Raw genomic sequence first — 12262 nt, 5'->3', positions numbered from 1 at the left:
AAGGGAGGCAGCATATGAAAATCCGAAAAGCTATTATCCCGGCAGCCGGGCTTGGGACACGATTTTTACCGGCAACTAAAGCGCAGCCAAAGGAAATGCTCCCAATCGTTGATAAGCCGACAATCCAATATATCGTAGAGGAAGCAGTCGCCTCGGGGATAGAGGAAATCATTATCATCATCGGCAGGGGAAAGAGATCGATAGAAGATCATTTCGATAAATCATATGAGCTGGAAGATGCGCTGCTAAGAAAGAATAAGCTTGCTATTTTAGAAGAGGTCCAAAAGATATCCAGCCTGGCAAAGATTTATTATGTCCGGCAAAAGGAGGCGCTCGGACTTGGGCACGCCATCCTTTGCGCCAGAAGCTTCATCGGCAATGAACCATTCGCTGTTTTGCTCGGGGATGACATTGTAAAGTCAGAAATTCCATGCTTAAAGCAAATCATCAACGAGTTTGAATACTGCAATAGCTCTGTCATAGCTGTTCAAAGCGTACCTGATACCGATGTCAGCAAGTATGGAGTCGTAAAGCCAAAGGGAGCGAACCTGGAGCCGAACCTTTTCTATATCGATTCATTGGTGGAAAAGCCGAAAAAAAATGAAGCACCTTCCAATTATGCGATTATGGGACGCTATGTATTGAGGCCGGAAATTTTTGATGTCTTGGCACAGCTTCCCTCGGGACATGGTGGGGAAATACAGCTGACCGATGCGATTAATGAGCTTAACAGACGGCAGGCCGTATTGGCATACAACTTCGAGGGAAAGCGATATGATATCGGGGATAAAATCGGTTTCATCAAGGCAACGGTGGATTTCGCACTGCAAAGGGAGGATACCCGGGAAGATGTCATCGAGTATTTGAGAGATGTCCTGGGGATGACGGACCTGAAGAGAGAGTGTGACTGACAATGAAGGTCGCTGTACTTGGAACTGGTTATGTAGGATTATCCACCGGAGTGTGCCTCGCTGAAATCGGCCACGAAGTCGTTTGCATTGACGTTGATGAAAGGAAAATAGACCTCCTGAAAGAAGGGAAGTCCCCGATTTATGAACCACGGCTTGAAGAACTCCTTATTAAAAACTCCACCGAAGGAAGACTGGCCTTCACTACTTTTCATCAGCAAGGATTAAGGGAAGCGGACATCATCATCATTGCTGTCGGGACACCCCAGAGTGATGATGGGCGGGCGGATTTGAGCTATCTTGAGCAAGCTGCAAAGGATCTTGCTGAACATATCGTCCGGGATTGTGTGGTCGTGGTTAAAAGCACTGTGCCAGTTGGCACGAATGAATATGTGAAACAACTGTTGTTAGGGCAGCTGAAAAGTAATGTTGAGATCAAGATGGTCTCCAATCCGGAGTTCCTGCGCCAGGGATCAGCCATCGAAGATACATTGAAAGCTGACAGGATTATCATTGGCTCTGACGATGTGAGTGCCTCTGAAAAAATTCAGGAGATGTATCGACCGCTGAACGTTCCGTTTTTGCTGACCGATGTGAGAAGCGCGGAAATAATCAAATACGCCTCCAATGCATTTTTGGCGACGAAAATCAGTTTTATCAATGCAATTGCCAATCTATGCGAAGCTGCCGGAGCTGACGTCGAGGATGTAGCGAAGGGAATGGGCTTTGATAAGCGGGTTGGATCGGCCTTTTTGAATGCCGGAATAGGATATGGCGGATCCTGTTTCCCGAAGGATGTGAAAGCACTGCTGCACACATCCAGGGAGCTTGGGGTTCCTTTTTCATTATTAGAAGAGACGATCTCCATCAACGAACATCAGCAAGAGTTGCTTGTTGATAAGGCTTTAAAACGATTCGGTACATTAAATGGAAAGAAAATCGCCATGCTCGGCCTTTCCTTCAAACCGAATACGGATGATATGAGGGAAGCGCCGTCGATCAAAATTGCACGCTCTTTGACTGCCTCAGGGGCTGAAGTTGCAGCCTTTGACCCAGTTGCAGCCAGCAATGCAAGGAAGGTCATCGGTGACATCATCACTTACGTGGACTCGGCAGTTGAAGCTGCGAAAGATGCTGATGCATTGTTTGTCGTCACAGAATGGGAAGAGTTCAAACAGCATGATGTTGCAGCCCTATTGGATGTCATGAAGCAGCCAATCATCTTTGACGGCAGGAACTGTTTAGATGAAGCTGCCCTCAAGGCATGCAAGACAATTGAATATTATCCAGTCGGAAGGCCGGCGGTTATTTTAAAAGGGAATGATTAAGTTCATTCCTTTTTTAGTTTGGTTTGTGTATATTACTAACTTGCTAATGATGTAATCATGAAAACTCTTTTTAAAATAGCGGATCTGGGAATAGTAAGGGTGATTTAGAACGCACGGGAGGGAACCTGATTCATGAAGTTCAATCTGCAGCTTTTCATCGCCTTTTTTGGTTCGTTATTTGGTTTTATCGTTTTGTCTTATCTGGTACAGGCTGAACATCTTGTTGTGTTCGACCGGTTTGTCATTGATCTGGTACAGGGACTGGAAGCAGAGGGGCTGACTGCGGCGATGAAATTCTTTACCTATATTGGCTCCTTAAAGTTCATCGTCATCCTGACCATTCCCATTTTCCTATTCCTTTTTTATTTGCTAAGACACAGGCTGGAAATCCTTGTTTTCCTGTCTGTAGTTTATATGACGCCGATTCTGAACAGGTTGCTGAAATTGTATTTTCATCGCGCCCGGCCAGATTTTCACCGGCTGATTGAAATAGGAGGATACAGCTTTCCGAGCGGCCATGCGATGAATGCTTTTTCTTTTTACAGTATCCTTGCTTTCCTGCTCTGGCGCCATGTCGCAACCCGCACGGGGAGAATCATCGTCATCATGTTCAGCGGTTTGATGATTTTTGCGATTGGAATAAGCAGGGTTTATTTAGGTGTACATTACCCGAGTGATATCATCGGCGGATTTCTAGCCAGCGGTCTGTGGGTCGCAGCAGTGATCTGGTTTTTCCAAAGATATAAAGAAAGGCTGGATATACCGAAAAGGGGACACTGATAATATACTGTTTTACCGTTTTAACAGGCCCGATAAAGGGAATGAAATCAAAGACACCGAAATGGAATACATAACATATTTCTCTCACATTTATACTGTATAAAAGATTTAGTCAGAGGCTTATGGAAAAATGTGATTTAGTGAACAAACTCTCGAGGTGACTTTATGTATAAAAAACAAGAAAAAATGCTTATGTGGCTTGCATTTATAGTGGCTGCCATAATGGGTCTGTCTTTTATCGGAAGAATTTTTGCGGGATAGAAAAGGGGTATTGAAAAATGGGGAATGAAGAATCAGTTTTTTTCAGCCGTGTCTTGACGGAGCTTACATTATCCTTCCATATTATTTATGCCACTATTGGAGTGGGAATACCGCTGATGATCATGATTGCTCAGTGGCTCGGAATCAAGAAACAGGATGAGCATTATATCCTGCTGGCAAGGAGATGGACGCGCGGTTTTGTCATCACTGTTGCCGTAGGAGTTGTGACCGGGACGGCCATCGGCCTGCAGCTGTCATTGTTGTGGCCTAATTTTATGGAATTGGCAGGCAATGTTATCGCGCTTCCGTTGTTCATGGAAACATTCGCGTTTTTCTTTGAAGCGATTTTCCTGGGAATTTATCTCTATACTTGGGACCGGTTTGAAAATCAGAAGAAACATTTGCTGCTATTGATCCCGGTTGCGATTGGGGCATCATTTTCAGCTGTGTTCATCACGATTGTCAATGCATTCATGAATGCGCCGCAAGGATTTGACCTTGTGGATGGACAGCTGGTCAATATCAATCCGATTCTGGCGATGTTCAATCCGGCGATGCCGACAAAGGTTGCCCATGTGCTGGCGACAGCTTATATGACTTCGGCTTTTGTACTCGCTTCGATTGGCGCATTCAGGCTTTTAAAAGGATCCAATCATATCTACCATAAAAAAGCGTTATTTTTAACGATGAAAATCGGCCTGATCTTTTCGATTGCAGCTGCGGTCATTGGAGATTTCTCAGGTAAATATCTTGCAGAATATCAGCCGGAAAAGCTGGCGGCAGCGGAATGGCACTTCGAGACACATGAGGGGGCGCCGTTGATGTTGTATGGTGTTCTTGATGACGGCGAAGTAAAATATGCGCTTGAGATTCCTTATGCACTTAGTATTTTGGCACACAGCAATCCGAATGCTGAGGTCATTGGCCTTAATGAATTCCCTGAAGATGAAATCCCGCCATTGTATATCCATTATTTATTTGATGGAATGGTGACGATCGGGATGTGGATGATGGCCCTGTCGCTTGCCTATGTTGTAGGTGTGTGGATGAAATGGAGTTTTATCCGGACCAGATGGTATCGCTGGCTGATCGTTTTCGGCGGTCCGTTATCCATGGTGGCGATCGAACTGGGCTGGTGGTTTGCTGAAGTCGGAAGGCAGCCATGGATACTGCGGGGAATCATGAAGGTAGAGGATGCGGCAACGACCAGCGGACAGGTCGATTTGATGCTTCTCCTGTTTGCAGGTTTATATTTGATACTTGCCATTGGCAGCACCGTTGTATTAACAAGGATGTTCAGAAAAAATACAGTTGAACAGGAACTGGCAGACAGGGAACTGGAGAAGGAGGGTGAGTTTCGATGACACTTGAAATAATCGGGATATCGGTTCTTTGGATCTTTCTCTTCGGATATGTCATCGTCGCCTCCATCGATTTCGGAGCAGGTTTTTTCAATGCATACAGCTTGTTCAGGGGAAAGCAGCATATCCTGACAGGAATCATTCAGCGATACTTATCACCTGTCTGGGAAGTCACAAATGTATTCCTTGTATTTTTCTTCGTGGGAATTGTCGGCTTCTTTCCTAAAACAGCTTATTACTACGGCACCATCCTGCTCGTTCCGGCCAGCATCGGAGTGGTTTTGCTCGCAATCCGCGGAGCTTATTATGCTTTCACCACTTACGGTGGACTAAAGCACAAGAGGTACACGTACTTATACGGACTCACTGGCCTGTTCATCCCTGCCTCACTATCAATCGTGCTCACGATTTCAGAAGGAGGATTTGTGGAAGAGACCCCATCAGGAATTGAATTGGACTACTGGGCTCTTTTCACCAGTCCTTTGACATGGAGCATAGTTGTCCTGAGTCTTGCCGCCGTTCTTTATATATCCGCCGTTTTTTTGACCTGGTATGCGAACAAGGCACAGGACGAACCGGCAACAGAATTGCTGAGAAGATATGCTTTAATCTGGTCTGTGCCGGCGATCGTGACGGCAACAGGCATCATCGTGGAACTTCAGGGCCATAATCCTGAGCATTACAGCAGCCTGGTTGATTTATGGTGGATGTTTGCCATTTCCTTCATCCTGTTTTTAGGAACCGTGTACCTGATCGGAAAACGCAAGGCATACGGCGTGGCGTTTGGACTATTGACCGGCCAATTCTTTATCGCCTTTTTTGCCTATGGCATTTCGCATTATCCGTATCTGCTCTATCCGTTTCTCAGCATATACGACAGCTTTACAAATGAAGCGATGGCCATTGCACTAATCATTGCCTTCATTGCTGGGCTCGGGCTGCTGCTTCCATCACTGTACCTGCTGTTAAGGTTGTTTTTATTCAATAAAGACTATGTCCAGGGGAAAAGGAACGACCATGCATAGGAGGTTGGAAAATGGCTGAATTCACAATGTTTTACGCACCTTTCATTGTCATTATTGCATCGATTGCCGCGTCATTCTGGCTGGCAGGGAAGGACGAAAAAGTGGAATGAATTTAAAAGAGCTGTCATCCTTTGTTGTCAGGATGACAGCTCTTTTTTTTGTGGGGTTTACGAAAGCTTGCGCCACAAGGAAGTACTGGATACTACTGAGTCATTTTCAATGATCGCATAGGCGGCATTCGTAATGGCTTCAGGAAGATTTTCACCAGCCCCTTTGAATTGGTTGAAAGATGCCTCGGAAACACCATTGGATGAAAAGCTGTAGCCCAGTTTCTCCAATCTCTCGACAATCAGCATCGCATGAACAAGGTTCTGTTCCGGCTGGAATTCAGAGTCATAGATGAAAACACCCTTTTCATAATCGAACCAGCGGTCCCATCTGTTCAGCTTCCATCCTAAAATTCTCCGTGCAATTGCATCCGTTTTGGTCATTGCTTTCTCCCTCTCTTTTTGAAATATTTTTATATAACAGATTAATTAAAATTATTATATTACATAACAGATGTAAGGCGCAATGAAAATAAATTTTTATTTAAAAACTTGAGCATCTTAAAACTGGGGGTGAAAAACATGAATGAAAAAGAAATCAGCCAGCCAAATGTGAGGCTCGGCGGTAAGATCGCCAAAGAAAAAGGCCGCACAAACGGTGAGTTAGGAAATGACCAGGACATCAATTCTGGGAAAAACCGAAAAAAATAAGGAAGTGGGATAGCCATGACAAATCGTAACGATAACCGCGAACGTAAAAACAAATACCCTAACAATAAAGAGCGGAACATCTCCAAAGATGTGAATATTCGAAGCGAGATGACTAAAAAAGATTTAAAGGAATAATGGAAAGGGGGCTACTCCCCCTTTCAGAAAGGTCATTAAAGAAAAGAATCAGCCAACAAAGTGTATGTCTTCACCTTCTCCTCGAAGCTATATAGATTATTGATAACCATGAATTCATCTGTTTTATAAACTTCGCTCAGCCTCAAAAGTTCATCCCTTACTTTTTCCGGCGTTCCAATGATCATCCGTTTACGATTTTCCTGGATTCTGGAGCGGTCGCTAGAAGTAAGCGGAGCATTCTTTGCCTCTTCCACCGAGGGAATTCTCGTGTCCATTCCTTTTTCAACTCGCAAAAGCCATAGATCCTGGCTTAAGGCCAATTCGTCAGCCTTTTCCTCTGTTTCTGCGCAAACGACGAAAACACAAACATTTGCTTTGGGCTCATGAAGTAATGCTGAAGGCTGGAATTCCCGATAGTATTGTTCCAGGGCCCTTTTGCCATTAACGGGCGTAATAAAATGGCCATATGTAAAGGCTGTTCCAAGTTCTGCTGCGAGTCGTGCACCTCTGTGCGTAATCCCTAATAGCCACAGTTCAGGATAACCAGTTACTTCTGGGTATGCTTTAACCTGATGATATGGATGGTCTGGGATTAACTCATTTCTTAAAAATGCCTGCAAATCTTTAACCTGTCTCGGAAATTCGTTTAAGCTTTTCCTCATCCCATCAGTCAATGCAAGCCTTGTTGTCGCTGACCCGCCCGGAGATCGTCCGAGCCCTGCATCAATCCGGTTTGGAAACAAGGTCTCCAGCATCTTGAAATTTTCCGCGACCTTATAAGGGCTGTATTGTGGAAGAAGAACACCACCCGAACCCACCCTGATTTTTCTCGTCATGGAAGCAATATGGGAAATCAGTACTTCTGGTGAAGAACCAGCGATGCCATTGGTATTATGATGTTCAGCCACCCAGAACCTGGTATATCCCAGGTTTTCCGTGATTTGTGCCAACTTAACTGTATTCCTTAACGCCTGGCCAGCAGAATCCCCCTTGCTGATGACAGATTGGTCAAGTACACTCAATTTCATTTTAACACCCCGCTAAATCGTTGCTTCATCTGCTATGGCAACAAATTGTGAAAAGAATTGGCCGTCAGTTTTAATAGCGACCATCTAAAAAGTCCTTGTTAACGGACAAAAGTTTCAAAAAAGACGGTTGGTTTGTCCGATAGAATCTTCTAATGGATACAGAGTTTTTTAAAGTATTCCCTTATCATGTGCAGACAAACAAACACCCAGCAAGGATAGCCACCCAAGAGAATCACCAGTTTTAGCACAGCGCCAAAGTCTACAACAGCCCATATATTACCTTTTATATTCTCTTTGAATAATTTTATCTACACTCAGATGGGCTATAAGTAAGGAAAGACAAGAATAGGAAGGAGTAGCAACATGAAGACAAAAAACATACTGCTTTCGGTCACTTTTGGGACTGGCCTATTGCTTGCCGGCTGCGGAGCCACAGAAGAGCCGCCGCCTGAAGAAGATCCGGTGATGGAACAGGATGAACAAGCTCCTCCGGCACCAGATGGAACCCACGAATTGCCTGATGAACCTGAAGAAGGCACAACTGAAAATGATGAAGAGTTAACTGAAGATGAACAAGAAACAATCGAAGAATCGGTTGAAGAATAATGCATGATGAAAACCTTAGAACCGTCTCGGTCCTAAGGTTTTTTCATTAAATGTCCACTTTAAATTAAAGGAGCGAAAAAGTTTAAAGAAATGCTGTTCCTTCCGGTTTGAAGGAACAGCATTTTTTCGGACATCATGGGGTTTACTCCCCATCACTGTCTGATTTATCATCATCCAGTTTGAAATCCTCATCTTCCACATCATTTTCAGTATCCTCGACCGGCGGTTCATTTTCCTGGTCCGTCTCCGCAGAACAGCCACCAATGAAAATAGCAAGCGCCAAGGGGATTCCATAAAAGAGTTTCCTTTTCATGATAAGGCTCCTTTCATCAAACTGCTTGCTGCAAGCAGACTTAGTATTATCTAAAACATACCCTGTCATAATCCAGATAAACGCAACAAGATTTTTAGTGAAAAATAAAAGCATAGCTGCCTAAAAAGAACAAAAACTAAAACCAAAGTTTTTTTCGATGGAGACGCGCAAAGCAACGTTCATAGGGCAAAAGCGCTATCCATAGGCTCGATGGAGGCACGTAAATAGGCAACCAACTGAAAGAGCGGTGTCTGTATTGAGCAGTCTTTACAACACACTAAGACCAAATGGTGAGAACCCGCAAAATAGAAATTAGCCTGAAAATACAAAGGAGGTGATCATATGGCTAAAAAGAAACCTAAGCATGATAAAGCCCTTCCGAAAGCGGATGTGGAGTTTGCGGAAGAGAGAGGGAATGGATTTGAGAAGGTAGCGTTGAAAGCTCAAAGGAAACTAAATAAATGATGCGCTTCTGAATTTTAAAGATGAATCAGCAACTTGATAATCCTAATGGAAAACCACAAAGAAAAGAACTGCAGAGAAATCTACAGTTCTTTTTGGTATTTTTTTACGGGGAAATGAGCTTTAGGCAACATATAACCGATGACTGCACCGATGAAAGCAGGCAGGATCCAGCCAAGGCCAATATTGTATAGAGGCAGATAATCCTTGTATATAGACGTTACAGAGTTGAATAAAGAAATATCTATATTCGGCAGATTAGCGGCCAACGCGCTATAGCCATCAAAAACACTCACAAATAATGTCATCGCTATAGAAGCTGCAAATACGCTTTGCTTATATCCGAAAAGTGGTGATACCAGTGTTAATAAGATAAGGATGATAGCTAATGGGTAAAGGAACATTAAAACAGGTACAGCAAATTGGATGATATTGTTCAAACCAAAGTTTGCGATTATGAAAGACACGATGCAAAGAAGAAGCACAAACTTTTGATAAGAAACCCTCGGTAATAAATCATGGAAAAACTCGCTGCATGCTGTGATCAACCCAATGCTTGTTTTTAAACATGCCAGAACAATGATTATTGCGAGCAAGATTGCACCGAAGGATCCAAAGTAGTGTTGTGCTACTGCTGAGAAAATCTGTCCGCCATTCTCGAATGTTCCGATGGCCAATATGCTTGATGCTCCCATATATGTTATGAGTCCGTAAATTAGCATCATCAAGGTCATTGCGAAAATACCTGATTTCCATGTAGCTCTGGCAATATCCTTAGTGCTGGTAATTCCCTTACCTTTAATGGCATTGATGATAACGATCCCGAAGGCCAGCGAAGCAAGGGCATCCATTGTATTATACCCCTCTTTAAACCCAGTGATAAAAGCCAAATTTGCATAAGCACCGTTCGGTTCCCCGAAGCTTCCCATTGGCTTAATTACAGAAATCCCAATCAATATAAATAAAAAAACGAGAAATGCAGGTGTCAAGTATTTTCCAATGTAATCTATCACCTTCGCAGGATGCAGTGAGAAAAAGTAAACGATGGCGAAGAAAACAAAACTGAAAATCCCCAGCCATAAACCGGTTTGTCCTGGAGTGATGTAGGGCTCAAAGCCAACAACGAATGGAACAGTAGCAGTTCGCGGAATTGCGAAAAAGGGTCCAATCGTTAAATAAAGAACTGTCGCGAAGGCGATGCCAAAAACAGGATGAACTCTGCTGGCTAAATCACGCAGACCAGTGCTTCCGGAAAGCCCTATTGCCAGTATGCCTAGAAAAGGAAGGCCGATGGCTGTTACCAGGAAGCCAATTAACGCTGGCCAGAAGTTCGTGCCTGCCAGCTGGCCTAATTGGATAGGAAAAATCAAATTCCCCGCACCAAAGTACATTCCAAAAAGCATGGTTCCAATCAGGGCATAGGTGGAAAACGGAATTTTTTGCTGCATGTAAATTGTCTCCTTTTCTTGATGATGTAGTGAATGCTGATTTACGCTTTCTTCAGTTGGTAAGGAGGTATTTCTTTAAGAAGGGAAGGAAATTGATAGACATACATTCCTTGTTCAATCCATCACAATAGAGTGAAAACCTATCTTTTCATTGAACCTAAAGAAGAATAATACAAACTACTATATATATTTACACTTCACAAGTCAATGGAATTTTTAGTATTTTTAGAATAAAGGTGCGGTTCGCCTTGTAGTACTTCTTAGGGAGTTTTGTTTACAGGAAGTATTCTATTGCTGTTAAAAAAAAGCTGCTTTGATCCGATAGAAAATAAGGAATGATATTGAGTTCAGGAGAGAATCTGATGACGATTGAACAAGCAGAAGCAATTTTGAAAAATCCGGATTTAGGACGATATTTGACAAGAGAAGAAAAGGAAGCGATTGATTTCTTAATCAGCGTGGCCAGAACAGAAGAGCAGAAGTAGTTTGCTTCTGTCCTTTGATTGGATGAGAAAGTTATCGTTCAGCCTGGTAAACTTTGAACATAATAAGACCCTTGCGATTGGCAAGGGTCTTCTTTCATTAGTGGGCATTTATTTTTCCGCTGATTTCCTTAGCTCGAATTCAGCTTTGATATCTGTTAGTAAATCTTGGTCTGTGATCAATTCAAAAGCTGTCAAGGCAAGTGCTTTTGCTCCTTTTAGCAAGGCTTCATCTCCCTGTGGAGAAGCCGCTGCTTCCCGGAAAGGGACAGTGTGGGCAACCAGATTATCTGGACCGATTTTAATATAAGGGTGAATGGTTGGCACGACCTGGCTGATATTTCCGGCATCGGTTGAGCCAATTCCGTCTCTTTCATCAGTAGCAACGGTTTCTCCAAGGTCTTCGATAACATTTTTGAATACTTCATTATATCGATCATTTAATAGAAGATTGTCGACTTCGTTTTGGAAGGCGATTACATTCAGCTTTGCACCAGTTGCAAGGGCCGCTCCTTCTGCGACAGCTTTTACGCGACGTGTTACCTCATTTAATCCGCTCCGTGTTGCGGCACGAATGAAGAACCTTGCTTTTGCGTATTCAGGAATGATGTTCGGCGCATCACCTCCATGGGTAATGATTCCATGGATTCTTACGTCATCTGTCAACTGCTGTCTTAATGCATTGATACCATTGAAAAGCTGGATGACTGCATCCAATGCATTAATTCCTTCATGAGGCGATGCGGCTGCATGGGCTGGTTTGCCGATAAATTCAAAGTCGAGCGGATCAACAGCAAGAGAAGACGTTGTCAATCTTGTTTGTCCGGAAGGGTGCAGCATCAATGCCGCATGAATTCCCTCAACAAGGCCATGCTTTACAAAGCTTCCTTTAGCGCTTCCGTTTGGGCCGCCCTCTTCTGCAGGAGTACCAAAAACGACTGCTTCCCCGCCAGTTTCATCCAGTACTTTGCTTAGCGCTATCGCAGCGGCAACACTTGTCGTGCCAATGATGTTATGGCCGCAAGCATGGCCTAAACCCGGAAGGGCATCATATTCTGCCAAAAAGGCGATCGATGGTCCATCTTTTTCAGACTTTTTCCGTGCAACAAAGGAGGTTTCATGTCCCGCTACCGCTCTTTCAACTTCAAAGCCTTCATCCTCTAAAATCTTGATAAGCCGGGTAGATGCGAAAAATTCTTCATTGCCGATTTCCGGTCTTTCATGGATTTCATGGCTGGTCGATAAGTAAAGCTCCTTATTAAGCTCGACGTTTCCTGTAATAATTTCCTTTAACTCCTTAAGTGCTTTAACTGGTGTTGACATTATGAATCCTCCTCAAATTTTTTTAAGTGAGAGGAAGGGTACAG

The 12262-nt window shown here is 43.6% G+C and carries 15 protein-coding genes; 10 read left to right on the top strand and 5 right to left on the bottom strand.

Annotated elements, in window-relative coordinates; translation table 11 throughout:
- The first annotated feature begins 14 nt into the window (after window positions 1-14).
- From galU to cydS, 6 genes are all read left to right on the top strand, one after another.
- Window positions 15-911, top strand: a complete 897-nt coding sequence (gene galU / locus RH061_RS19060; RefSeq protein WP_311072396.1) for a UTP--glucose-1-phosphate uridylyltransferase GalU — start codon at window positions 15-17, stop codon at window positions 909-911.
- Window positions 912-913: 2 nt separating this feature from the next.
- On the top strand, window positions 914-2236 hold the full coding sequence (locus tag RH061_RS19055; RefSeq protein ID WP_311072395.1) for a UDP-glucose dehydrogenase family protein: 1323 nt from the start codon (window positions 914-916) through the stop codon (window positions 2234-2236).
- A gap of 132 nt (window positions 2237-2368) precedes the next feature.
- Entirely contained in the window at window positions 2369-3016 is a 648-nt protein-coding gene (locus RH061_RS19050) for a phosphatase PAP2 family protein (RefSeq protein WP_311072394.1), read from the top strand.
- A 278-nt stretch (window positions 3017-3294) separates the two neighbouring features.
- Window positions 3295-4641: a cytochrome ubiquinol oxidase subunit I gene (locus tag RH061_RS19045; RefSeq protein WP_311072393.1), complete on the top strand. Its 1347-nt coding sequence runs from the start codon at window positions 3295-3297 to the stop codon at window positions 4639-4641.
- The gene (locus tag RH061_RS19040; protein WP_311072392.1) at window positions 4638-5663 is read left to right on the top strand and encodes a cytochrome d ubiquinol oxidase subunit II; all 1026 of its coding nucleotides are present in this window, start codon (window positions 4638-4640) and stop codon (window positions 5661-5663) included. Before RH061_RS19045 ends, RH061_RS19040 begins: the two co-directional genes overlap by 4 nt.
- 11 nt (window positions 5664-5674) lie before the next feature.
- Window positions 5675-5773 carry a cytochrome bd oxidase small subunit CydS family protein gene (gene cydS / locus RH061_RS23105; protein WP_396654820.1) on the top strand — a complete coding sequence of 33 codons (99 nt, stop codon included), beginning with the start codon at window positions 5675-5677 and terminating at the stop codon, window positions 5771-5773.
- Window positions 5774-5830: 57 nt separating this feature from the next.
- On the opposite strand, the gene RH061_RS19035 is transcribed toward cydS, so the two are convergent.
- On the bottom strand, window positions 5831-6154 hold the full coding sequence (locus RH061_RS19035; RefSeq protein WP_311072391.1) for a BC1872 family protein: 324 nt from the start codon (window positions 6152-6154) through the stop codon (window positions 5831-5833).
- Window positions 6155-6292: 138 nt separating this feature from the next.
- On the opposite strand from RH061_RS19035, the gene RH061_RS19030 reads away from it, so the two are divergent.
- Complete coding sequence (locus RH061_RS19030; RefSeq protein WP_311072390.1) at window positions 6293-6421, top strand: hypothetical protein; 129 nt, start codon at window positions 6293-6295, stop codon at window positions 6419-6421.
- Window positions 6422-6591: 170 nt separating this feature from the next.
- Here RH061_RS19030 and RH061_RS19025 read toward each other — a convergent pair whose 3' ends face one another.
- Window positions 6592-7584 (bottom strand): LLM class flavin-dependent oxidoreductase, encoded by a 993-nt coding sequence (locus RH061_RS19025; RefSeq protein WP_311072389.1) that lies wholly within the window; start codon window positions 7582-7584, stop codon window positions 6592-6594.
- A 363-nt stretch (window positions 7585-7947) separates the two neighbouring features.
- Here RH061_RS19025 and RH061_RS19020 point away from each other — a divergent pair, with 363 nt between their 5' ends.
- On the top strand, window positions 7948-8190 hold the full coding sequence (locus tag RH061_RS19020; protein WP_311072388.1) for a hypothetical protein: 243 nt from the start codon (window positions 7948-7950) through the stop codon (window positions 8188-8190).
- Between the two features lie 142 nt (window positions 8191-8332).
- Here the strand turns inward: RH061_RS19020 and RH061_RS19015 are convergent, their stop codons facing one another.
- On the bottom strand, window positions 8333-8503 hold the full coding sequence (locus RH061_RS19015) for a hypothetical protein (protein WP_311072387.1): 171 nt from the start codon (window positions 8501-8503) through the stop codon (window positions 8333-8335).
- 342 nt (window positions 8504-8845) lie between these two features.
- Here RH061_RS19015 and RH061_RS19010 point away from each other — a divergent pair, with 342 nt between their 5' ends.
- The gene (locus RH061_RS19010; protein ID WP_311072386.1) at window positions 8846-8968 is read left to right on the top strand and encodes a hypothetical protein; all 123 of its coding nucleotides are present in this window, start codon (window positions 8846-8848) and stop codon (window positions 8966-8968) included.
- 80 nt (window positions 8969-9048) lie between these two features.
- Here RH061_RS19010 and brnQ read toward each other — a convergent pair whose 3' ends face one another.
- Window positions 9049-10413, bottom strand: a complete 1365-nt coding sequence (gene brnQ / locus RH061_RS19005) for a branched-chain amino acid transport system II carrier protein (protein WP_311072385.1) — start codon at window positions 10411-10413, stop codon at window positions 9049-9051.
- Between the two features lie 362 nt (window positions 10414-10775).
- On the opposite strand from brnQ, the gene RH061_RS19000 reads away from it, so the two are divergent.
- Entirely contained in the window at window positions 10776-10898 is a 123-nt protein-coding gene (locus RH061_RS19000; protein ID WP_311072384.1) for a hypothetical protein, read from the top strand.
- A 108-nt stretch (window positions 10899-11006) separates the two neighbouring features.
- Here RH061_RS19000 and RH061_RS18995 read toward each other — a convergent pair whose 3' ends face one another.
- Window positions 11007-12218, bottom strand: coding sequence for a M20 family metallopeptidase (locus RH061_RS18995; protein ID WP_311072383.1), 1212 nt, complete (start codon window positions 12216-12218; stop codon window positions 11007-11009).
- Between the last annotated feature and the right edge of the window lie 44 nt (window positions 12219-12262).

The organism is Mesobacillus jeotgali, from assembly GCF_031759225.1.
In the GTDB taxonomy this organism is placed as follows: domain Bacteria; phylum Bacillota; class Bacilli; order Bacillales; family Cytobacillaceae; genus Mesobacillus; species Mesobacillus jeotgali_B.
The sequence above is the reverse complement of the archived record's forward strand: the minus strand, read 5'-3'. Positions and strand labels throughout refer to the sequence as shown.